Source organism: Roseateles toxinivorans, assembly GCF_004362525.1.
Taxonomy (GTDB): domain Bacteria; phylum Pseudomonadota; class Gammaproteobacteria; order Burkholderiales; family Burkholderiaceae_C; genus Paucibacter; species Paucibacter toxinivorans.
The window spans coordinates 59,475-80,165 of sequence record NZ_SNXS01000003.1; the positions used below are offsets into that span (position 1 = coordinate 59,475).

Below are 20,691 nucleotides of genomic sequence, written 5' to 3' on the forward strand. Positions count from 1 at the left end.
ACATGCTGTCAAGAACCGCAGACCACTTGTTCTGGCTTTCGCGCTATATGGAAAGAGCCGAGAACACCGCTCGGATGCTGGACGTCAACTACCAGACCTCGCTGCTGCCGCAGTCCGCCGCGGCGGCCGAGCAGGGTTGGCGGGGCATTCTGTCGATCTCGGAGTTGATCGGGTCCTACCAGGAGCGCCACGGCGACGTCACGCCGCGCAAGGTCAAGCACTTCATGGTGGCCGATGAGGGCAACCCCTCGTCAATCATCAGCTGTCTGCGTGCGGCGCGCGAGAACGCCCGCGCGGTGCGCGGCACCTTGACCACCGAGGTCTGGGAGACCACCAACCAGACCTGGCTGGAGTTCAGGCGCCTGCTCGCCGATGGCCTGCTGGAGCGCGACCCCTCGGCCCTGCTGGAGTGGGTGAAGTTCCGCTCCCATCTGTCGCACGGCGTGACGGTGGGCACGATGCTGCAGGACGAGGCCTTCAGCTTCATCCGCATCGGCTCCTTCCTGGAGCGGGCCGACAACACCGCTCGCCTGCTGGACGTGAAGTTTCATGCGCTGGACGGCGAGTTCCATGGCACGGAGCGCGACAACTCGCACGACTTCTATCACTGGTCGGCCCTGCTGCGCTCGGTGTCGGGCTTCGAGATCTACCGCAAGGTCTACAGCAATGTGATTCAGCCCGACAAGGTGGCCGAGCTGCTGCTGCTGCGGCCCAATATGCCGCGCTCGCTGGCCTATTGCATGGCGCGGCTGGTCAGCAACCTGAAGCAGGTGGCCAACAAGCAGTCGGACGACACGCTGCGCCGCGCCGGCCGCCTGGCCGCCGACCTGGAGTACGCGCGAATCGACGAGATTCTCGACACCGGACTGCATGCCTATCTGACGCAGTTCCTGGAGCGGGTGGGCGAGCTGGGCGCGGGCATCAGCCGCGATTTCCTGATGCCGTCGAGCTGATGCTTCCCTACTCCCCATTCCTGCAACCTTGAAGGAAGCATTTTGTCCATCCACGTTGCACTCAAGCATGTCACCCGCTACCGGTACGACCGCCTGGTCGAGCTCTCGCCCCAGGTGGTGCGGCTGCGTCCGGCGCCGCACTGCCGCACGCCCATCCTGTCGTACTCGCTGACGGTCGAGCCCGAGGGCCACTTCATCAACTGGCAGCAGGACGCCTTCGCCAACTACCTGGCGCGTCTGGTGTTCCCGGAGAAGACGACCGAGTTCAAGGTCACCGTCGATCTGGTGGCCGAGATGTCGGTCTACAACCCCTTCGACTTCTTCCTCGAGCCGCAGGCGCAGCAGTTCCCGTTTGCCTACGACGACGCGCAGCGCGCCGAGCTGGCACCCTATCTGGTGGTCGATGAGGCGACGCCGCTGCTGGCCGCCTACCTGGCCGAAGTGGACCTCAAGCCCCAGGTGACGATCGACTTCCTGGTGGCGCTGAACCAGCGCGTGCAGGGCGATGTGTCCTATCTGATACGCATGGAGCCTGGCGTGCAGACGCCCGAGGAGACGTTGACCTCGCGCTCAGGCTCCTGCCGAGACTCCGGTTGGCTGCTGGTGCAGATGCTGCGCCATCTGGGCCTGGCCGCGCGCTTCGTCTCCGGCTATCTGATCCAGCTCGCCCCCGACCAGAAGGCACTCGACGGCCCCAGCGGCACCGAGGTCGACTTCACCGATCTGCACGCCTGGTGCGAGGTCTATCTGCCCGGCGCCGGCTGGCTCGGCCTGGACCCGACCTCGGGCCTGCTCGCCGGCGAGGGCCATATCCCGCTGGCCTGCACGCCGCAGCCCTCGAGCGCGGCGCCGATCAGCGGCGCGGTCGACAAGGCCGAGGTCGAGTTCGGCCACGAGATGGGCGTGACCCGCATCTGGGAGTCGCCGCGCGTCACCAAGCCCTACACCGAGGAGCAATGGGCCGAGGTGCTGAAGCTGGGCGAACGGGTCGATGCCGATCTGAAGGCCGGCGATGTGCGGCTGACGATGGGCGGCGAGCCGACCTTTGTCTCGGTCGACGACCGCGACGGCGCCGAATGGAACACCGATGCCCTGGGCCCGACCAAGCGCACCCTAGCCCAGCAACTGGTGCAGCGCCTGCGCGCCGAGTACGGCCAGGGCGGGTTTCTGCATTTCGGCCAGGGCAAGTGGTACCCGGGCGAACAACTTCCGCGCTGGGCGCTGTCGATCTTCTGGCGCGCCGACGGCCAACCCTGCTGGCAAGACCCGACCCTGTTCGCCGACGAGCGTGAACCGCACGCCTACACCAGCGCCGACGCCCAGGCCTTCATCACCGCGCTGACCACCCGCCTGGGGCTGAACACCCAGCACATCCAGGCCGGCCACGAAGACACCTTCTACTACCTGTGGCGCGAGCGCCGCCTGCCGGTCAACGTCGATCCGTTCGAGTCCAAGCTGGAAGATGAGATGGAGCGCAGCCGCCTGCGCCGCGTGTTCCAGCAGGGGCTGGAGCATGTGGTCGGCTATGTGCTGCCGATCAAGCGGGCCGACGACGAGGACGTGGTCAAGAACCCGGCACTGAGCAGCAAGCCCTGGATCAGCGGCCCCTGGTTCTTCCGCGACGAGCGCATGTATCTGTTCCCCGGCGATTCGCCGATGGGCTACCGCCTGCCGCTCGATTCGCTGCCCTGGGTGGCCGAGGCCGATTTCCCCTTCCATATCGAGCAGGACCCGTTCGCCCCGCGCGGCATGCTGCCGGGGGCGGCGCAGCTGCGTGCGCAATCCACCGTCGGTGGCCCGGCGGCGACCTATTCCTCTCACGTGGCCGGTGGCGGCCTGGCCGAGGGCGGCACGGTCGGCATACAGGCCGGCGTGCCCGTCAATGGCACCGGTCCAACCGAAGGCAGCTCTCTGCCGCTGAGCCAACGCCCCGATCGCTTCGAGAGCGCGCACTGGATCACCCGCAGCGCGCTGTGCGTCGAGGTGCGCGACCCGCGCCGTGCCAGCGGCCCCAAGGCCGAGAAGGTCGGCAAGGCCAGCGGCGTGCTCTATGTCTTCATGCCGCCGATCAAGAAGCTGGAGGACTATCTGGAGCTGCTGGCGGCGGTGGAAGCCACGGCCGTTGCCCAGGGCGTGAAGATCGTGCTGGAGGGCTATCCGCCGCCGCGCGATCCGCGCCTGAAGATGCTGCAGGTCACACCCGACCCCGGCGTGATCGAGGTCAATATCCACCCGGCGCACAACTGGCGCGAGCTGGTGCAGCACACCGAGTTCCTGTACGACGCTGCCTGGCAGACGCGTCTGTCCAGCGAGAAGTTCATGATCGACGGCCGCCACACCGGCACCGGCGGCGGCAACCACTTTGTGCTGGGCGGCGCCACGCCGGCCGATTCGCCGTTTCTGCGCCGGCCCGACCTGCTGGCCTCGCTGCTCGCCTACTGGCACAACCATCCCTCCTTGAGCTATCTGTTCTCGGGCATGTTCATCGGCCCGACCAGCCAGGCGCCGCGCGTTGATGAGGCGCGCAACGACCAGCTGCGCGAGCTGGAAATCGCACTGGCCGAAATCGCCCGTGCCACCGAGGAGCGCGGCGAGCAGATGCCGCCCTGGTTGGTGGACCGCTCGCTGCGCAATGTGCTGGTCGATGTGACCGGCAACACACACCGCAGCGAGTTCTGCATCGACAAGCTCTACTCGCCCGACTCCTCCACCGGGCGCCTGGGCTTGCTGGAGCTGCGCGCCTTCGAGATGCCGCCGCACGCGCGGATGAGCATCGTCCAGCAATTGCTGCTGCGCGCGCTGGTGGCCCGTTTCTGGAAGACGCCCTACCGCGAGAGCCTGGTGCGTTGGGGCACCGAGCTGCACGACCGCTTCCTGCTGCCGACCTTTGTGCAGATGGACTTCGACGACGTGATGGAGGACATGGCCCGCGCGGGCTATGCCGTCGATCCGGGCTGGTTCGCGCCGCATTTCGAGTTCCGCTTCCCCAAGGCCGGCGAGATCACGGTGGCCGGCGTGCAGCTGACGCTGCGCAATGCGCTGGAGCCCTGGCATGTGATGGGTGAGGAGGGCTCGGCCGGCACCACGGTGCGCTATGTGGACTCGTCGCTGGAGCGCATTGAGGTCAAGGTCACCGGCCTGATCGATCCGCGCCATCGCGTTACCGTCAATGGCGTGACCGTACCGCTGCAGCCCACCGGCCGCGTCGGCGAATATGTGGCCGGCGTGCGCTACCGCGCCTGGCATCCGCCCTCGGCCCTGCACCCGACCATTGGCGTGCATGTGCCCCTGACCTTTGACCTGGTGGACACCTGGATGCAGCGGTCTCTGGGCGGCGGCAAGTACTACGTCGCCCACCCGGGCGGCCGCAGCTACGAGACCCTGCCGGTCAATGCCTACGAGGCCGAGAGCCGCCGCCTGGCCCGTTTCTCGCCGCTGGGCCACACGCCTGGCAAGCTGGAAACCCGCCCGCCCGAGCGCAGCCTGGAGTTCCCGTTCTCTCTGGATTTGCGGCGGGTGGGGAGGTGACGCGAAGCCGCCTCGGGCCTTCAACGATGGAGCGCATTGCGAGCCGGCGCCGCCGACACCCCGAATGCGGCGCTTGGCCCTGCGGGCCAAGTCCCCTGCGCTGCTCGCGCCCTGAGGCTACGCGCCCAACTCGCCCTCGCACCCCCTGCGGGGCCGGCATCTGCCGTTGGCAGCTGCCTGTGCTCGGTGCTCAAACAAAGGGCGCTCGACCCATCGCCTGGAGCGATGGGCAACCTCATGCCGCTGCGCTGCTCGGCGCCGCAAAAGGGGTGCCGTCAGCACCGGCTCGCAATGCTGGCAGCGTTGGGGGCACTCGACTCGCAGCACGCCACGGTGCATCAGCACAGGCGCAGCTCCGCCGGCCGACGGGCGCCTGTGCGGGGCTGAGGAGCACAGTGGCTTGGGCCAGCGCGCCTCGGCGCGCGATTCCACATCTGACTGGGCGCGATTGTCCGAACATAGTGAGCGAAGCGAACGGCGTGAGTTTTGCGCCCGGCCCAAGGCGCGAGCACCGAGCCCGGACAGAAGGCAGCCCCTGCGGGCTGTCTTCTGCCTGGCGAGGGACATGGCGCATGCTTGCGCCATGGCTGCAAGGCAATCATCAAGACCCCCGCACTGAAGCCCGGCGGCTGGCGGGGCTGGGCCTGTGCCGCGACAAGCCGAACCTGGGCCTACTGACTGCTGCCAATTCCGCATGGCTGCAGGGCCGGGCATGATATCGATATGTCCAGCCCCCTGAATGCCCTGCCGCAGCAGTCCAGCCTGCTTGCCGATGAATCCGTTGACCCGGTCGCCCTGGCGGCGGAGGCGGCCCTGCGCGGGCAGGACGGACACTACAGCGAGCTGCAGGGCCGGCTGAACAAGGCCGGCGCCACCGACCGCGAGCTGGCACCGCTGTGGCAGCAGTTCTTCGAGGCCAGTGGCGCCGCCGGCTGGCAGGACCTGAGCAGCCGCGCCGCGCGCATCCACCGCCGCGTGCAGGACGATGGCGCGACCTACAACGTCTATGACGATGGCGGCCAGTCGGCCCGCGTCTGGCCGCTGGAGCTGCTGCCGATGCTGGTGGGCGCCGACGAGTGGCCGGGCATCGAGCGCGGCGTGATCCAGCGCGCCAAGCTCCTGAATGCGACCCTGGCCGATGTCTATGGCCCGCGCAAGCTGCTGGACGGCGGCCTGCTGCCGGCCTCCCTGGTGTTTGCCCATCCGCAGTATCTGCGGCCGATGCATGGCTGCGTGCCGCTGGGCGGCGTGCATCTGCACGTCGTGGCCTTCGATCTGGCCCGTTGCGCCGACGGCCTGTGGTGGGTGGTCGGCCAGCGCACCCAGGCACCCTCGGGCCTGGGCTATATGCTGGAAAACCGGCTGATACTGGGCCAGCAGTTCCCGGAGGCCTTTCGCGAGATGTCGATCCAGCGCCTGGGCGCCAGCTTCCAGGGCCTGCTGCAGGGGCTGATGCGGCTGTCGCCCGAGGGCGAGCGCTCGCGCGTGGCCCTGCTGACTCCCGGCCCGCACAGCGAAACCTATTTCGAGCATGCCTTTCTGGCCCGCTATCTGGGCATCACCCTGGTCGAGGGCGGTGACCTGACGGTGCGCTCCAACCGCGTGTTCCTGAAGACCCTGCATGGCCTGGAGCGCGTCCACGTGCTGCTGCGCCGCGTCGATGACGACTATCTGGACCCGCTGGAGCTGCGCTCCGATTCGGCCCTGGGCGTGCCCGGCCTGCTGCAGGCGATGCGCGCCGGCGAGGTGGTCGTGGCCAATGCGCCCGGCGCCGGCTGGCTGGAGAGCCCGGGCCTGTCCGCCTTCTGGCCGGCGGTGGCGCGCGAGCTGCTGGGCGAGGAATTGCTGCTGCCGGCCACCACCTCCTGGTGGTGCGGCGAAGACAGCGCCTGGCGCAAGCATCAGGCGGACCTGAACGACTACGTGGTCGCGCCGACCTTTGCCGCCAGCGACACCACCCAGGCCTTCTCGCCCAGTGTCGTGGCCGGCCTGTCGCTCAAGGCGCGGGCGGCGCTGCTGGCGCGCATCAAGGAAGACCCGGCGGCCCACACGCTGCAGGAGCGGCTGCGGCCTTCCGAGCTGCCGGTCTGGCACAACAATGCGCTGGAGCCGCGCGCCGCCGTGCTGCGCGTGTTTGCGCTGGCCGATGGCATGGGCAGCTGGCGCGTGTTGCCCGGGGGCCTGACGCGGGTGGCCAACCGGCGTGACGGCGGTGCCGACCCCTGGCTGTCGATGCGCCATGGCAGCGCCAGTGCCGACACCTGGGTGCAGACCAAGGGCGAGGTGGACCGCACCAGCCTGCTGCCCAAACCGCTCACCGCCGCCGATCTGACCGGCGCGCACCGCACCGTCACCAGCCGCTCGGCCGAGAACCTGTTCTGGCTGGGCCGCTACACCGAGCGGGCCGAGAACAGCGTGCGCCTGGCGCGGCTCACGCTGGAGGCACTGTCGGGTGCACAGCGTGGCGGCAGCTCGGTCGAGGTACTGCGCGTGCTCGACTCGCTGGCCCGCCGGCATGGGCTGATCGGCGCCACCGTGCCCAAGGCCGAGGCCTCCGCCCGCGTGTTCGAGCGCTCGCTGGTGCATGCGCTGGCCGACACGCGCAAGAGCAGCAGCGTGGCCTGGAATCTGCAGGCCCTGGCCGGCTGCTCGCAGGCACTGCGCGAGCGCCTGTCGTCCGAGCACTGGAAGCTGATACACGAGGTCGGCGAGCACTTCCAGCAGCATCTGCAGGCGGTGCTCGATGCCGGCACGGTGGCGCCGCTGCCCGATGTGCTGGGCGTGCTGTCACGCGCCGGCACCCATCTGGCGGCCATCACCGGCGCGCAGACCGACCGCATGACGCGCGACGATGGCTGGCGCCTGCTGAGCGTGGGCCGGCAGATCGAGCGGCTGGACTTCTTGTCGAATGCGCTGGCCGAGGGATTCGAGCAGGGCCTGCACAAGAGCGAAGACGGCTTTGCGCTGCTGCTGGGCCTGTTCGACTCGACCATCACCTACCGCTCCCAGTTCCAGGGCCGGCGCGAGCTGCCGCCCTTGCTGCATCTGCTGGTCCATGACAAGGACAACCCCCGCTCGCTGGCCTGGGTGGCACGGACCATGCACGATCGCTTCCTGAAGCTCGCCCGCCACGAGGCCGAATGGGCGGCCGAGGTCGCCGCGCCCTTGCCGCGCCCCGAGGACTGGCCGCTGGAGGCAATCAGCGCCGCCGACGCCGATGGCGGTCATGCGCTGCTGGTCGGCCATCTGCATGACTGCAGCCAGCAGGCGCTGGCGCTGTCGGTGGCGATCGGCCGACGCCTGTTCACTCACGTCGAGACGATGGACCGGATGGTGTGGCAATGAACGCCGGACAGTCGCAGTCACAGTCTCAAGGCGAAGGTCAATCGCAAAGCCAGACGCAGGGCGTGCCCGACGAAGCGCTGCCGCTGCGCTGGCTGCGCGTCGAGCACGAGACCGTCTACGACTATGACGTGCCGGTCGAACTGGCCCATCACCTGGCCTGCCTGAGCCCGCGCGTCACGCCCTGGCAGCAGGTGCGCAACTGGCGGCTGACGATAGATCCGCTGCCCGACTGCACGGTCGAGCTCGACGACAAAGATCTGGATGGCGACGGCACGCGCAATCCCTTGAGCCTGGACCCGTGGGGCAATATGCGCCTGGTCTTCAGCCACGAGCATGTGCACGAGCGGCTGTCGGTGACCAGTGTGTTCGAGGCCGGCCTGGCTGCTGCGCCCGAACTGCATCTGCAGCTCAGCCCGCCGTGGGAGGAGGTGGCCGAATCGCTGCGCTACCACGCCGGTGCGGTGCGCAGTGAGGCGGTGGAGTTCACCCTGGCCTCGCACTTTGCGCCGCGCGATGCGGCCCTGGCCGCCTTCGGCCGCGAGGCCTTCACGCCGGGCCGGCCGCTGGCCGAGGGCGCGTACGCGCTGATGAGCTTGATCAACGAACAGTTTGCCTACAAGCCGCTGAGCACGCAGGTGGACACGCGTGCCCCCGAGGTGCTGGCCCTGCGCAGCGGTGTGTGCCAGGACTTTGCCCACGTGATGATTGGCGCGTGCCGCTCGCTGGGCCTGGCTGCACGCTATGTCAGCGGCTATCTGCTGACGCACCCGGCCGCCGGCCAGCCGCGCCTGGTCGGCGCCGATGCCTCCCATGCCTGGGTCGCCGTCTGGTGCCCGGCCCTGGGATGGCTGGCTCTGGACCCGACCAACGACGTCGTCGCCGGTCATGACCATGTGACCCTGGCCTGGGGCCGCGACTATGCCGATGTGGCTCCGCTGCGCGGCGTGATACGCGGTGGCGGCAAGGCCCAGCCGCGGGTGGCGGTGACGGTGGCGCCGATCGACGGCTGAGCCGGGACGGACAAGGCTGAGCTGCCCTGCGTGCGACAGCGCACAGACGGCCGGGTCGGGCCGACGCATCGTGGGCCATCGCGCTTTCGCGTTGCCCAGGAGTACTCCCCATGTCGCTTGCCCATGCCGTGGTCTGGCTCGACCATCACAACGCCCAGATCCTGCATTTCGACGCCGAGCAGGTGCGCTCCCACAGGTTGAAGGAGCAGGAGCACGACACCCACCAGCATGGCAGTGGCGTGCGCACCGAGCATGAGTTCTTCGCCGCCGTGTGTGACGCGTTGAGCGACATTGGCGAGGTGCTGGTCACTGCGGGTCACACCGCGCAAAGCGACTTCCGCCGCTATGTCGACAAGCACCGCCCGGCCATCGGCAATCTGATCGTCGGCTGGGAGACGGTGGATCACCCGAGCGATGCGCAACTTGTGGCTCGCGCGCGGCAGTTCTTTGCGCAGCGTGATGGGCGGGCGGTTCCGGTCACCTGATACGCAGACGCTCAGGGTGAGGGCATCGCCCTTACCGCCTGCGCACAGAATGCCGCCAGCTCGCCCAGCAACTGCTGTGCCGCCCGATTGGCCGCCCACACGCCACCATAGGCATCTTCGCTGGGCGCGGGCAGGCTCAGATCGAACTCGCGCGCCGCGACGGCGCGGCGCGTCGCCGTGTTGACCAGCACCGCGCGCAGGGTCAGCCGCACCTGGCTGGGCGTGGTGGCGAAGTCCTGCTGCAGCCGTAGCAGCTCGGTGTCCAGTCGAAAGTCGCCGGCGGCGGCAGCCGGCGCGGCCAGCACCGCGCGGAAGGCTCCGCCGCGCTCCAGCGCGCGCAGCAGCATGGGCGCCAGCATCTGCGAAGGTGTATCGGCCCACTGGCTTTGAGCAAAGTAATCCAGCTGATGGGCCTGGCGCTGATAGACGATGTGGCGGGTGTCGAAGCCGGCCGCCGCGCGGGGTGTGCTGATGATCAGGGTCGGTGCCGAGGCAGCTGGCGGCGCAGCCGCCACGGTGGTGACGTCATCCAGCGAATACAGCGTGGGCGGTGCGGCCGGCTTGGGCAGCAGCGAGCCGCAGCCGGTGAGCAGGGCCAGGCCGCTCAGCGCAATAGCCACTCCGAGTTGATTGATATTCATGGCGTGACCTTCTCTCCGGGGCCGGGTGGCCGGGCCGGGCCGCCCAGTATCAGGCTGCTCGGTGTGCGTTCGGTCTGTTCGCTGAAGCGTCGCATCGCGCTGGCGAGCTGGTTCAGCTCCAGCAACAGGCGCTCGACCTCGGGCATGGTTTCGTTGCTGAGGCGCTGCACGCCGCTGGCGGCGGCGTCTGCGGCACGGCCGGCGCCGGCGCTGGCCAGCGCCGCGGCATCGGCCATCTTGCGCACCGCCTCAGCGCTGCTGCTGATCTGGGCCAGTGTCGGTGCCAGCTGCTCGCTGGCGCTCGCCGTGCGGGCAGCGGTGCGGGCGGCGTCGGCGATGCCCGCACTGATGGCGCCCTGCTGCGCGGCCAGCGCATGCGTGAGCGATGCCACATCGGCCAGTGTGCCTTTCAGTGCCGCTCGGTTGTCGGCATCGAACACAGCATTCAGATTGGTGGACATGCGGTCCACATTGGCCAGCACGCTGGTCGCCACATTCTCCAGCCGGGCGCTCAGCGAGGGCTTGGAGACAATCGTCGGCACCGGGTCCTGCTCGGTGGGCAGCAGCGGCGGCGAGCCTTCGCTGCCGCCGTTGAGCTCGACATAGGCGATGCCGGTCAACCCTTGAGTCTTCAGCACCGCCTCGGTGTCGCGCTTGATCGGCGTGCCGGTCTCGATCTGGAACAGCAGTCGCACCTGGCGCGGATTGGCCGGGTCGATGGCAATGCTCGTGACCTTGCCGACATTGACGCCCAGGTACTTGACCGGTGCGTCGAGGTTCAGTCCGGCCACCGACTCCTGCACGATGGACTGGTAGGGCACCGTGTTCTGCTTCCCGCCCAGGCCCGATGCCAGCCACAGCACGCCGCCGATCAGCGCCGCGCCCAGGGCCAGCACAAAGGCACCGACCACGCCGTAGTTCACCTTGTCTTCCACGCCGGCACCTCCTCTTTGGCGCCGGGCCTGCCCGCGCGCGTGTCAACGAAATAGGCCTGCACGATCGGGTGCTCGTGGTGCGACAGCTCCTCCATCGTGCCGATCGCCAGCACCCGGCCCTCGCCCAGCACCGCCACGCGGTGGCTGACGCCCCACAGCAGGCCCAGGTCGTGGGTGATCATCACCACCGTCAAGCCATACAGCGCATGGGTGCTCAGGATCAGCTCATCGACACCGGCCGAGCTGGCCGGATCCAGCCCCGCGGTCGGCTCGTCGAGGAACAGCAGCTCCGGGTCCAGCGCCAGCGCGCGGGCCAGCGCCGCGCGCTTGATCATGCCGCCGCTCAGCTCGCCGGGCAGCTTCAGGCTGGCATCGGGCGGCAGACCGGTCAGCGCGAGCTTCCACTCGGCGATCTCGTCGATGGTGGTGTCATCCAGCTCACTGTGCTCGCGCAGCGGCAGGCTGACATTGGCGCGAACCGTCAGTGCGCCAAACAAGCCGCCCTTCTGGAACATCACCCCCCAGCGCTGGCGCAGTGCATGGGTCTGTGTCTCGCTCAGCGTGGCCAGGTCGTCGCCGAACAGCCGGATGCTGCCCGAGCTGGGTTGGTGCAGCAAAATCATCTCGCGCAGCAGCACCGACTTGCCCGAGCCGCTGCCGCCGGCAATCGCAAGGATCTCGCCACGCCTCACGTCCAGGTCCAGATCGGCATGGACGACATGGTTGCCGAAGCGCGTGCCGACCTTGCGCAGCTCGATGACGTTGTCGTCGGTGGCCATCTCAGCAATTCCACTGCGGTGAGCGGCAGCGGCGAGGGCGTGCCGGCCGCTGCGGGCTGAAGCCTTGTCCGGCCCTGGACGGACCGGACTCCGGCTTCTTCATGCCCGCTGCGGCCGGCACGCCCTCGCCGCTGCTGCAACCGGTATGCCCCGTGCGCCCTGCTCTGGGGTGGCGGCCACCAACGCATCCGCAGAGGGGATGGGGGGCCGGCCACGGCGGGCATAAAGAAGCTGAAGGTCCGTCCGCGAGGACGGGCCCAAGCTTCAGCCCGCAGTGGGCGGCCCCCCGTCCTCTCTGCCACCCCAATGCGGCGACAAGCAAAGCACAGCCGAGCCGTTTCATCTCATATCCCCAGCAGATTGAAGACGACCGAGAACAGTGCGTCGGCGACGATCACCAGGAAGATGCCCTGCACCACGCTGAGCGTGGTCTGGCGCCCGACGCTGTCGGCGCTGCCGCGGGTGCGAAAGCCCTGGAAGCAGCCGATCAGCGCGATGATCAAGGCAAATACCAGCGACTTGCCGATGCCGATCAACAGTGTTGGCCCCTGCATCTCGGTGCCGAAGCGGGCCAGGAACTCGTGAAAGCCGATGCCCAGCTGCGAGCGCGCCATCACCATGCCGCCAAACACGCCGGCGATGTCGGCAAACACGGTCAGCAGCGGCAGGGCGATGGCCAGGGCCAGCAGCTTGGGCAGCACCAGCAGCTCGATCGGGGCGATGTCCAGGGTGCGCATCGCATCGATCTCCTCGGTCACCACCATCGTGCCGATCTGCGCCGCATAGGCCGAGCCGGAGCGGCCGGCGATGATGATGGCGCTGATCAGCGGCGCGAACTCGCGCAGCATCGCGTAACCGACAAGATCGACGACAAAGATGTTGGCGCCATAGTGGCGCAACTGATTGGCGCCCTGGTAGGCCACCACGACGCCGATCAGGAAGGAGGTCAGCCCGATGATGGGCAGTGCATTGAAGCCGTCGATCTCGATCTGGCGCAGCAGCGCACGCCAGCGCATCCGGCGGGGATGCCGCAGCAGCCCCAGACCTGCCACGGCCGCCTCGCCGACGAAATGCAGCAGCGCCCAGGCCTGCTCGCCGGCCGCCGCAGCGCTGCGGCCGGTGCGCTCCAGCAGGCCATGGCGGGGCGGCTGAGACAGGGGCTCGACGGCATGGCCGGCCACCCGCTCCAGCAGGGCCAGCAGGCGCGGCGGCCAGTGCTCCGGTTTGGCACTGGCGTCGTGGCTGCTCAGCCAGCGCTGCAGGACCCAGGCGCCAGCGCTGTCCATTGCCTCCAGCTTCTCGCCGTCCAGCACCTGGGGGCCGCTGTTGCAGGCCAGGGTCTGCAGCTGAGTTGGCCAACTGCCCAGGCCGTGCACGGTCCAGCTGCCCGACAGCGCCCAGGCGCCGTCGCTTGCCGCCTTGAGTTCTGCCGGCTGCATCAGCCCTTGTAGGTTTCGACCGTCAGCACATCGCGGATCGCGGCTTCGGCCGGGTCGTCGCCGAACTCGCGCTTGGCGCGGCGCTGGCGCAGCAGGTCCCAGCACTGGTCCAGCTGTTCGGCCAAGTGGCGCAGGCGCTCGGCATGCTGGTCGCGTGCGGCGTGATCGTCGCGCAGCCGGTGTTCCTCGTCCACCAGGGCGGTGATGTGTTCAAGGATCTTCTTGTCGCTCATGGTGGGGCCCCTGCAAAGCTGCAGCTTGGCCGACTGCGGATGGACTGTCTGTATGCCAGCGCACCGACGGATGAAGTTCTGGCGCGCAGGCTGTGACATTCGGGCGTGACTCGCCTCAATCAAGCACATTTCGCAGGAGCCTCCATGCCACTCAGCGCTCTCACTCGCAAGCGGGGCTTGGCGTCCCACCCACTGGCCAAGCTGGCTTGGGCCCTTGGGCTGGCGCTGCTGCTGGGCCAGGCGCCCGCCGCGCAGGCCCAGGTCAATGTCGGCATCGGCATACAGCTGCCCGGCGTGGACATCGGCATCAATATGCCCAGCTACCCCCGCATGATGGCCGTGCCCGGCTATCCGGTCTATTACGCGCCGGGGGCGAACTCGAACTATTTCTTCTACGAGGGGCAGTACTGGGTCTATCAGAACGACGACTGGTACGAGAGCGTCTGGTATGACGGCCCCTGGCGCCGCGTGGACCGGGATGTGGTGCCGGTATTCGTGCTGCGCGTGCCGGTGCGCTACTACCGCCAGCCCCCGCCGTACTTCCGCGGCTGGCGTGCCGACGCGCCGCCGCGCTGGGGCGATCACTGGGGCCCGGACTGGGCGCAGCAGCGGCGCGGCTGGGACCAGTGGAACCATCGCACGCCGCCGCGCGCCACGCCGCTGCCGGTCTATCAGCGCCCCTACTCGGGCGAGCGCTACCCCCGTGCGGCCGAGCAGCAGGAGAACATCCGCTCGCGCCATGAGCGCGCGCCCCAGCCCAGCGTGACGAGACCTGTGGACATGCCGCGCAGCCAACCGGGCGAGCCGACCCGGCGTGGCAATGCGCAGCCGGAAAGGCAAGTCCGGCCTGAAGCAGCAACCCGGCCTCCGCAGGCCCATACGCCCGCCGCAGAGCGTGGCCGGGACCGTGATCGCGACGACAAGGGCGGTGCGCAGAACCGTGGCCGGGACAAGGATGACGAGAAGGGCGGACGCGGCAAGTAGGTCCGGCCGTCTCAGGGCTGAAGCCGCAGCTCCTTGCGCTTCATGCTCAGGTAGTCGTCGCGCTCCATCTCATGCAGCTGCAGCGCATAGCGCTCGGTGGCGTCGAACCAGGCTGCCAGGCGCTGCCCGGTGCGCGTCGCCGCCGGAGCGGACAGGCTGTCCATATAGGCGCCCAGGGCCAGGTAGTGCCGCATCGTGTTGCGCTCGATCGCCGCGCGCAGGCCGTCGATAGGCCGGGGCGGCGCACCGGCTCGCGCGGGGGCCCGGCTGAAGCCGATCTTGCCGCGGCCGGCCAGGCTCAGATAGGTCTGCATTGCCAGCCGTGCCGGCAGGCCGTAGCCATAGGCATAGCTGAAGTGCACAAAGGACTGCCCGTCCTCCGTCGGCACCGCTTCCAGCAGGATGCGGTACTGGCGTGTGCCCAGCGGGCCGTTGGCGGCCTTCATCTCGATGCGCAGGTAGTCGGGGCTGTCGCTGGGCACCTGATAGTCCAGATTCAGGCGCAGGGTGCTGGCCAGGGGCAGGGCATAGCGCGGGCCGAAGTGCAGCGCCAGCACCCCGGGTGCGGGCTCGCAGTGCTTGATATTGATCTGCAGCATCAGCAACTCACACCATTGCGCGGCCTGGGTCAGTGAAGCGCGCAACGCGGCAAAGGGGTAGGGCAGCAGCGCATGCACATCGCCGCTGAGTTCGCCTTCGCGCTCCTGCGACTCCAGCCACAACGGCTGCTGAAAGTCATTGTGGCGAAGCGCCTCTGCCAGGGTGCGCTGGCTTCGGTGTAGCGCCTGTGCGGCATCGCCGCCCGCCGCCTCGGAGGCAGCCGCTCCCCCGGCGCTCAGCAGTGCCGCCAGCAGCAGCGCGAGGTGACCCCTCACCCGGCCGCGATGAAGCGGTCGGCCCGCGCCGCGCCGAGTACCGCGTTCAGGTTCGACTCCAGCAGATCCACCGGCCGGCGACCTTGCAGCCAGGCCGTGGGGCGGGCGAACCAGGCCGCACGCGTCCAGCCGTCGAAATCGTTGGAGAGCTCCTCCAGCACGGCGTGCGGCCCGCGCTTGATCGACAGGTCGGCGAGGTCGAACTGGAACATCGGTATCCACAGACAATGGCGCCAGCGGAAGCCGAACACCGCGCCCTCGGCCATCAGCTCCGGCAAGGTGGCGCCGTCGGCGCTGCGCCGGTACTCCAACAGGCGCGCCAGGTCATCGGCGCGTGCCGTTCCGCCGGTGGCCCGGAAGGCCGCCTGCAGCCCGATGAAGCCCAGGCTCGAGGGCAGATCGCTGATCTGCTCCTCCGGCGCCGCCAGGCCCGGTGTGAACCAGCGCCCGGGTGGCGCCTCAGACGGAGCCGCGCCCCAAGCCACCGCCTTCAAACCCGTTGTCGTGGTGCGCATCTTCAGACCTCCGCAGGCTATCGATGTGCCTTTGTAAAGCCATCGCCGGCAACGGTCTGTGCGCTCGCCAACAAAGCCTTGAGGCCCTAGCGTGACCCTCGTGCCATCCAGGCCAGGATGGCGATGGCCGATTCGTCCGACACCATCTGGTGCCCGTGGATGGTCTTGCCTTCGCGCATTTCCTTGAGCAGGTGCTGCAGCGCCTCGGGGCTGTCGCCCTTGCGCTGCAACTTGGCGCTCAGGCCCTGCAGGCCCGGGGCCGACTTGGCTGCCGGGCCGTGGCAGTTCATGCAGCCATGGTCGGCGGCGAGCTGCCCGCCATCGCTGGCGCCAGCGGGCAGGCTCAGCAGGGTGCCAAGCATCAGTGAGGCAATCGGCCGAATTGACATGGTGGCTCCGTTTGCGCCTGTGTTCGCCAACGCACGGAACTATTTCCCCAGTCGGCATAGGCTGTGACCATCTTGTACCAAACCTCAACCACCAAGGATTTGCGATGAATCATTCGATGCTTGTTTCCGCACTGCTGCTGTCGCTGGGCCTTGCCGCCTGCGACAAGCCGACTGTCGTCAATGTGCCGCCGGCACCGGTGGCAACTCCTGTCCCCGGCCCGGCAGGCCCTCCCGGCGTTCCGGGCACCCAGGGCGAACAGGGTACACAAGGCACCCAAGGTACCCAGGGCACTCAAGGCACACAGGGCGCACAAGGGACTCAGGGCTATGACGGCAACAAGGGTGATACCGGCAGAACCGGTGGCACGACCGTGATCGTGGTGCCGCCGGCATCGTCGCCGTCGAACTGATCGTCAACAAGGAGACATCATGAGTCTTGCCACCATCCTGCTGATTGTTCTGGTCCTGATGCTGATCGGGTCTTTTCCGGCCTGGCCGCACAGCCGCGGCTGGGGCTACGGCCCCACCGGGGGGCTGGGGCTGATCGTCGTGATCCTGCTCGTGTTGCTGCTTTTGGGCCGGATCTGACCCACGCAGCTTGAATCATCAAGGGACCGCATGGGCTGGTTTTCGATGGAACACGGAAGTACCGCCTACCGTGCCGACTTCGCCCTGTATGGCGGTGCGTCGGCGGCCCTGGCCGGCTTCTTGATGCTGGCCGGTCCGCCGGCACAGCGCCTGCCACTGCTGGCACTGGCGCTTTTGGGCCTGGCCGGCTGGAGCTTGGTCGAGTATGTGCTGCACCGCTTCGTGCTGCATGGCTTGCGGCCCTTCAGCACCTGGCATGCTGAACACCACCGCCGACCGACGGCGCTGATCTGCACGCCGACGGTGCTGAGCGGCAGCCTGATCGCCGCCCTGGTCTTCATGCCCGCGCTGTTGCTGGGTGATGTGTGGCGGGCCTGCGCCGTGACCTGGGGGCTGCTGACCGGCTATCTGGTCTACACCATCACCCATCATGTGATGCACCATGGTCGCAGCGAGCGTGCATGGATAGTGCGCCGCAAGCGCTGGCATGCGCTGCACCACGGCAGTCCGCAGGAGCCGATCCTGGAGCGTGGTCGCTACGGCGTGACCAGTGGCTTCTGGGATCGGGTGTTCCGCACGGCGGGGTCCGGCCTGTCCCGCTGACACGCGACTTGACGCAAGTCAATCCGCCGGATCGCCTCTGTCGGCATGCTCGACGCATGTCCCGTGGCTCGCCTGCGGTGCGCCAATTGCCTAGAACTCCGCCATCTTGACGATCGCCTCTTTCTCCGACTCGCTGCGGCGCCATGCGCTCAAGCTTGCCCTCCTGCTGGCCTTGCTGGCGCTTGCGGCGCTGGCCGGGCCGCGCTTGCTGCTCGGGCCCGAGGTCGCGATGCAGCCCGTGCTGCAACGAGACTTCGTGCAGACCGTTGTCGCCAGTGGGCGCGTGGCCACGCCGCATCGGGCCGATATCGGCGTGCAGATCACCGGCACCGTGCGCGCGGTGCCGGTCATCGAAGGCCAGGAGGTGGCGGCCGGCATGCCGCTGATCGAGCTGGAATCGACCGAGTTGCGGGCCCAGCTCAAACAGGCCGAGCTGGCCGTCCAGCAGGCCCGTGCCCGGTTGCGCCAACTGCACGAGTTGCAGGCACCGATGGCCGAGCAGGGCCTGCGCCAGGCCCAGGCGAATCGACAGGCGGCCGCCCATGCGCTGCTGCGCAGCCATGACCTGAAGGCGCAGGGCTTCATCGGCCAGGCCGCGCTCGACGAGGCGCTGCGCGCCGACCAGGTGGCCCAGGCCCAGCTGACCAGCGCCAGGCAGCAACTCGACAGTGCGAGGCCGGCCGGCAGTGATGCGGCGATTGCCGAGGCGGCCCTGGCCCAGGCCCAGGCCGGAGCGGATGCGGCCCGCGCGCGCCTGGCCTATGCCACCGTCAGCGCGCCGTCGGCCGGCACCGTCATCACCCGCAATGTCGAGCCCGGCGATGTCGTGCAGCCCGGCAAGGTGCTGCTGCTGCTGTCGCCTGCCGGTCGTACCGAGCTGGTGGTGCAGATCGACGAGCGGAATCTGCGACTGCTGCGCCTGGGCCTGTCCGCCCTGGCCTCGGCGGATGCCTATCCGCAGCAGCGCTTTGAAGCGAGGCTCGACTTCATCAACCCGGCCGTCGACGCGCAGCGCGGCGCGGTCGAGGTCAGGCTGGGCGTGCCGCAGCCGCCGGCCTATCTGAAGCAGGACATGACGGTGTCGGTGGACATCGAGGTTGCCAGGCGGCCCATGGCGGTGCTGGTCTCGAACGATGCGCTGCACGAGGCCGATGGCGCTGCGCCCTGGGTGCTGAAGCTGGACGGGCGACATGTGCGGCGCCAGCCGGTCAGGCTGGGCCTGCGCAGCAGCGGCCTGTCCGAGGTGCTCGAGGGCCTGCGGGCCGGCGACCAGGTGGCGCCGGTGGGGGCCTTGACCATCGTCGATGGCGCGCGTATCCGGCCGCTGCCCGCGGCCCTGCCGCCATGAGTGGGGAGGCCGGCGCCGCCGTGCCTGCGCCCGTGCCCGCGCTGGCGCAGCTGCCGCGCTGGCAGCCGTTCGAATGGATCGTGGCACTGCGCTTCCTGCGCGAGGGTCGCATGCAGACCGCCTTCATCATCGGTGGCGTGGCCATAGGCGTGGCGGTGATCGTATTCATGTCGGCCCTGCTCAGCGGGCTGCAGGCCAACTTCATGCGGCGGGTGCTGACGGGCCAGGCCCATATCCAGCTGCTGCCGCCCAAGGAGACGGTGCGACCGCTGCGCGCCGACACCTCCGGCCAGAAGCCCGGATTGGTCGAGGGTGCCGTGCTGCAGGCGCCGTTGCAGAGGCTCAAGAGCCTGGACCAATGGCAGGGCGTGGCCGCGCAGATCCGCGCCATGCCCGAGGTGCTGGTGGTCTCTCCGGCGGCCACCGGCTCGGCGCTGGTCGTGCGCGGTGACGCCAGCCGCGCGATCTCGGTCGTCGGTATGCAGCCCGAGCTCTATTTCCGCATCGTCTCCATGGACGACAAGATCGTGCGCGGCAGGTCGCGACTGGGCAGCAGCGACATCCTGATCGGCACCGAGCTGGCCGCCGACCTGGGCGTCGATCTGGGCGACAAGCTGCGCATCACCGCTGCCAGCGGCGCGGCCAGCACGCTGACCATCTCCGGCATCTTCGATCTCGGCAACAAGGCCGCCAACGAACGCAGCACCTTCATGGCACTGCGCAACGCGCAAAGCCTGCTGGGCCTGCCCGGCGGCGTGTCGGTGCTGGACGTGACGGTGCGCGATGTCTATGCCGCCGAGGCCGTGGCCCAGCGCATCACCGCCGCCACCGGCGTGCAGGCCGACAGCTGGATCCGCACCAATGCGCAGTTCTTCACCGCCGTCAATGCGCAGCAGAGCTCGAACACGCTGATACGCCTGTTCGTGGCCCTGTCTGTGGCCCTGGGTATTGCCAGCGTGCTGGTGGTGTCGGTGGTGCAGAAGTCGCGCGAGATCGGCATCCTGCGCGCGATGGGCATCTCCCGGGGACAGGTGTTGCGGGTGTTCCTGCTGCAGGGCGGCCTGTTGGGTCTGGGCGGCGCCCTGGTCGGCTCGGCCCTGGGCGGCATGGCCCTGCTGGTGTGGCAGCGCGTGCAGCGCAACGCCGACGGCACGCCGCTGTTCCCGCTGACCTTCGAGCCCGGCCTGTTCGTGGCGGCGCTGGTGCTGGCCACGCTGACCGGCCTGGTGTCGGCCTTCGCCCCGGCGCTGCGTGCGGCTAGGCTGGACCCGGTGGTGGCAATCCGTGGCTGAGCCGGGGCAGGCCACAAAGCAGGCCGCAAAACAGACCGCAAAACCGGCCGATCAGCCGGTGGTCGTCGAGCTCAAGGGCGTGCGCAAGTCCTTCAACGTGGGTCTGCCCAACGAGACCGAGGTGCTGCACGGCATCGACCTGACGCTGCGGCGTGGCGAGTTCTGTGCGGTGATGGGGCCGTCGGGCTCGGGCAAGAGCACCCTGCTGAACATCGTCGGGCTGCTGGACCGGCCCACGCAGGGTCTGCTGAAGGTCTGTGGCGAGGAGACCACGGCGCTGGCCGATCATGCGCTGACGCGGCTGCGTGGCCACAGCATCGGCTTTGTGTTCCAGTTTCACAACCTGCTAGGCGCCTTCACCGCGCTGGAAAATGTGCTGATGCCCCTGCTCGGCGACGCGGGCTTCCCGAACGCGGCCATGGCCGAGCGCGCGGCCGAGCTGCTCGACAGTGTGGGCCTGTCGCCCTGGCGCAACCAGCCTGCGGGCCTGCTCTCGGGCGGGCAGCAGCAGCGGGTCGCGCTGGCCCGGGCACTGGCCATGAACCCGGCGCTGCTGCTGGCCGACGAGCCCACCGGCAATCTCGACACGCAGAGCGCCGATGCGGTGTTCGACCTGCTGCGGCGGGTGAACCGGGAGCAGGGCACCAGCGTGCTGTTCGTCACTCACAATCCGGAGCTGGCCCTGCGCTGCGACAAGACCATCGAGGTCGTCGATGGCAGAGTGGTGGCACAGGCCGGTGGCTGAAGCC

20 protein-coding genes are annotated in these 20,691 nt (G+C 68.8%); 12 read left to right on the forward strand and 8 right to left on the reverse strand.

The features are described from left to right. The first annotated feature begins 2 nt into the window (after positions 1-2). The 5 genes from DES47_RS11550 to DES47_RS11570 all read left to right on the forward strand — a co-directional run bounded on the left by DES47_RS11550 (position 3) and on the right by DES47_RS11570 (position 9,321). Positions 3-953, forward strand: a complete 951-nt coding sequence (locus DES47_RS11550; RefSeq protein WP_133700872.1) for an alpha-E domain-containing protein — start codon at positions 3-5, stop codon at positions 951-953. Between the two features lie 42 nt (positions 954-995). Continuing rightward, positions 996-4,481 carry a transglutaminase family protein gene (locus DES47_RS11555; RefSeq protein ID WP_133700873.1) on the forward strand — a complete coding sequence of 1,162 codons (3,486 nt, stop codon included), beginning with the start codon at positions 996-998 and terminating at the stop codon, positions 4,479-4,481. Positions 4,482-5,204: 723 nt separating this feature from the next. Next, a complete protein-coding gene (locus DES47_RS11560; protein ID WP_133700874.1) occupies positions 5,205-7,826 on the forward strand; it encodes a circularly permuted type 2 ATP-grasp protein in 2,622 nt (873 codons plus the stop codon). Further along, positions 7,823-8,836 (forward strand): transglutaminase family protein, encoded by a 1,014-nt coding sequence (locus tag DES47_RS11565; protein ID WP_133700875.1) that lies wholly within the window; start codon positions 7,823-7,825, stop codon positions 8,834-8,836. The genes DES47_RS11560 and DES47_RS11565 overlap by 4 nt, the downstream gene beginning before the upstream one ends. Before the next feature lie 110 nt (positions 8,837-8,946). Then, positions 8,947-9,321, forward strand: coding sequence for a hypothetical protein (locus DES47_RS11570; protein WP_133700876.1), 375 nt, complete (start codon positions 8,947-8,949; stop codon positions 9,319-9,321). Between the two features lie 11 nt (positions 9,322-9,332). Here the strand turns inward: DES47_RS11570 and DES47_RS11575 are convergent, their stop codons facing one another. From DES47_RS11575 to DES47_RS11595, 5 genes are all read right to left on the reverse strand, one after another. Then, positions 9,333-9,962: an ABC-type transport auxiliary lipoprotein family protein gene (locus DES47_RS11575; protein WP_133700877.1), complete on the reverse strand. Its 630-nt coding sequence runs from the start codon at positions 9,960-9,962 to the stop codon at positions 9,333-9,335. Continuing rightward, positions 9,959-10,897, reverse strand: coding sequence for an MlaD family protein (locus tag DES47_RS11580; RefSeq protein ID WP_133700878.1), 939 nt, complete (start codon positions 10,895-10,897; stop codon positions 9,959-9,961). The genes DES47_RS11575 and DES47_RS11580 overlap by 4 nt, the downstream gene beginning before the upstream one ends. Beyond that, positions 10,882-11,676 carry an ABC transporter ATP-binding protein gene (locus DES47_RS11585; RefSeq protein WP_133700879.1) on the reverse strand — a complete coding sequence of 265 codons (795 nt, stop codon included), beginning with the start codon at positions 11,674-11,676 and terminating at the stop codon, positions 10,882-10,884. Before DES47_RS11585 ends, DES47_RS11580 begins: the two co-directional genes overlap by 16 nt. Before the next feature lie 344 nt (positions 11,677-12,020). Continuing rightward, positions 12,021-13,115, reverse strand: a complete 1,095-nt coding sequence (locus DES47_RS11590) for an ABC transporter permease (protein WP_133700880.1) — start codon at positions 13,113-13,115, stop codon at positions 12,021-12,023. Next, the gene (locus DES47_RS11595) at positions 13,115-13,348 is read right to left on the reverse strand and encodes a DUF2630 family protein (RefSeq protein ID WP_133700881.1); all 234 of its coding nucleotides are present in this window, start codon (positions 13,346-13,348) and stop codon (positions 13,115-13,117) included. The genes DES47_RS11590 and DES47_RS11595 overlap by 1 nt, the downstream gene beginning before the upstream one ends. A gap of 144 nt (positions 13,349-13,492) precedes the next feature. On the opposite strand from DES47_RS11595, the gene DES47_RS11600 reads away from it, so the two are divergent. Beyond that, positions 13,493-14,332: a hypothetical protein gene (locus tag DES47_RS11600; protein WP_208114974.1), complete on the forward strand. Its 840-nt coding sequence runs from the start codon at positions 13,493-13,495 to the stop codon at positions 14,330-14,332. An 11-nt stretch (positions 14,333-14,343) separates the two neighbouring features. Here DES47_RS11600 and DES47_RS11605 read toward each other — a convergent pair whose 3' ends face one another. From DES47_RS11605 to DES47_RS11615, 3 genes are all read right to left on the reverse strand, one after another. Next, positions 14,344-15,207, reverse strand: coding sequence for a hypothetical protein (locus DES47_RS11605; RefSeq protein WP_133700882.1), 864 nt, complete (start codon positions 15,205-15,207; stop codon positions 14,344-14,346). After that, positions 15,204-15,722, reverse strand: a complete 519-nt coding sequence (locus DES47_RS11610; RefSeq protein ID WP_133700883.1) for a hypothetical protein — start codon at positions 15,720-15,722, stop codon at positions 15,204-15,206. Before DES47_RS11610 ends, DES47_RS11605 begins: the two co-directional genes overlap by 4 nt. Before the next feature lie 86 nt (positions 15,723-15,808). Next, complete coding sequence (locus tag DES47_RS11615; RefSeq protein WP_133700884.1) at positions 15,809-16,111, reverse strand: c-type cytochrome; 303 nt, start codon at positions 16,109-16,111, stop codon at positions 15,809-15,811. A 104-nt stretch (positions 16,112-16,215) separates the two neighbouring features. Between DES47_RS11615 and DES47_RS11620 the strand changes: the two genes are divergently transcribed. The 6 genes from DES47_RS11620 (at position 16,216) to DES47_RS11645 (ending at position 20,687) form a co-directional block, all read left to right on the forward strand. Then, positions 16,216-16,521, forward strand: coding sequence for a hypothetical protein (locus tag DES47_RS11620; RefSeq protein WP_133700885.1), 306 nt, complete (start codon positions 16,216-16,218; stop codon positions 16,519-16,521). Between the two features lie 19 nt (positions 16,522-16,540). Then, positions 16,541-16,699, forward strand: a complete 159-nt coding sequence (locus DES47_RS11625) for a DUF3309 family protein (protein WP_133700886.1) — start codon at positions 16,541-16,543, stop codon at positions 16,697-16,699. Between the two features lie 45 nt (positions 16,700-16,744). Beyond that, entirely contained in the window at positions 16,745-17,302 is a 558-nt protein-coding gene (locus tag DES47_RS11630) for a sterol desaturase family protein (protein WP_208114975.1), read from the forward strand. Between the two features lie 106 nt (positions 17,303-17,408). Then, complete coding sequence (locus DES47_RS11635; RefSeq protein WP_243748273.1) at positions 17,409-18,650, forward strand: efflux RND transporter periplasmic adaptor subunit; 1,242 nt, start codon at positions 17,409-17,411, stop codon at positions 18,648-18,650. Then, positions 18,647-19,942: an ABC transporter permease gene (locus tag DES47_RS11640; RefSeq protein ID WP_208114976.1), complete on the forward strand. Its 1,296-nt coding sequence runs from the start codon at positions 18,647-18,649 to the stop codon at positions 19,940-19,942. The genes DES47_RS11635 and DES47_RS11640 overlap by 4 nt, the downstream gene beginning before the upstream one ends. 58 nt (positions 19,943-20,000) lie before the next feature. Continuing rightward, on the forward strand, positions 20,001-20,687 hold the full coding sequence (locus DES47_RS11645) for an ABC transporter ATP-binding protein (protein WP_133701541.1): 687 nt from the start codon (positions 20,001-20,003) through the stop codon (positions 20,685-20,687). Positions 20,688-20,691: the final 4 nt, after the last annotated feature.

Coding starts and splice junctions, on each gene's coding strand:
- DES47_RS11625 (WP_133700886.1), top strand. CDS start 16,541: ATGAGTCTTGCCACCATCCTGCTGATTGTTCTGGTCCTGATGCTGATC.
- DES47_RS11595 (WP_133700881.1), bottom strand. CDS start 13,348: ATGAGCGACAAGAAGATCCTTGAACACATCACCGCCCTGGTGGACGAG.
- DES47_RS11640 (WP_208114976.1), top strand. CDS start 18,647: ATGAGTGGGGAGGCCGGCGCCGCCGTGCCTGCGCCCGTGCCCGCGCTG.
- DES47_RS11590 (WP_133700880.1), bottom strand. CDS start 13,115: ATGCAGCCGGCAGAACTCAAGGCGGCAAGCGACGGCGCCTGGGCGCTG.
- DES47_RS11560 (WP_133700874.1), top strand. CDS start 5,205: ATGTCCAGCCCCCTGAATGCCCTGCCGCAGCAGTCCAGCCTGCTTGCC.
- DES47_RS11630 (WP_208114975.1), top strand. CDS start 16,745: ATGGAACACGGAAGTACCGCCTACCGTGCCGACTTCGCCCTGTATGGC.
- DES47_RS11620 (WP_133700885.1), top strand. CDS start 16,216: ATGAATCATTCGATGCTTGTTTCCGCACTGCTGCTGTCGCTGGGCCTT.
- DES47_RS11550 (WP_133700872.1), top strand. CDS start 3: ATGCTGTCAAGAACCGCAGACCACTTGTTCTGGCTTTCGCGCTATATG.
- DES47_RS11610 (WP_133700883.1), bottom strand. CDS start 15,722: ATGCGCACCACGACAACGGGTTTGAAGGCGGTGGCTTGGGGCGCGGCT.
- DES47_RS11575 (WP_133700877.1), bottom strand. CDS start 9,962: ATGAATATCAATCAACTCGGAGTGGCTATTGCGCTGAGCGGCCTGGCC.
- DES47_RS11565 (WP_133700875.1), top strand. CDS start 7,823: ATGAACGCCGGACAGTCGCAGTCACAGTCTCAAGGCGAAGGTCAATCG.
- DES47_RS11585 (WP_133700879.1), bottom strand. CDS start 11,676: ATGGCCACCGACGACAACGTCATCGAGCTGCGCAAGGTCGGCACGCGC.
- DES47_RS11600 (WP_208114974.1), top strand. CDS start 13,493: ATGCCACTCAGCGCTCTCACTCGCAAGCGGGGCTTGGCGTCCCACCCA.
- DES47_RS11570 (WP_133700876.1), top strand. CDS start 8,947: ATGTCGCTTGCCCATGCCGTGGTCTGGCTCGACCATCACAACGCCCAG.
- DES47_RS11615 (WP_133700884.1), bottom strand. CDS start 16,111: ATGTCAATTCGGCCGATTGCCTCACTGATGCTTGGCACCCTGCTGAGC.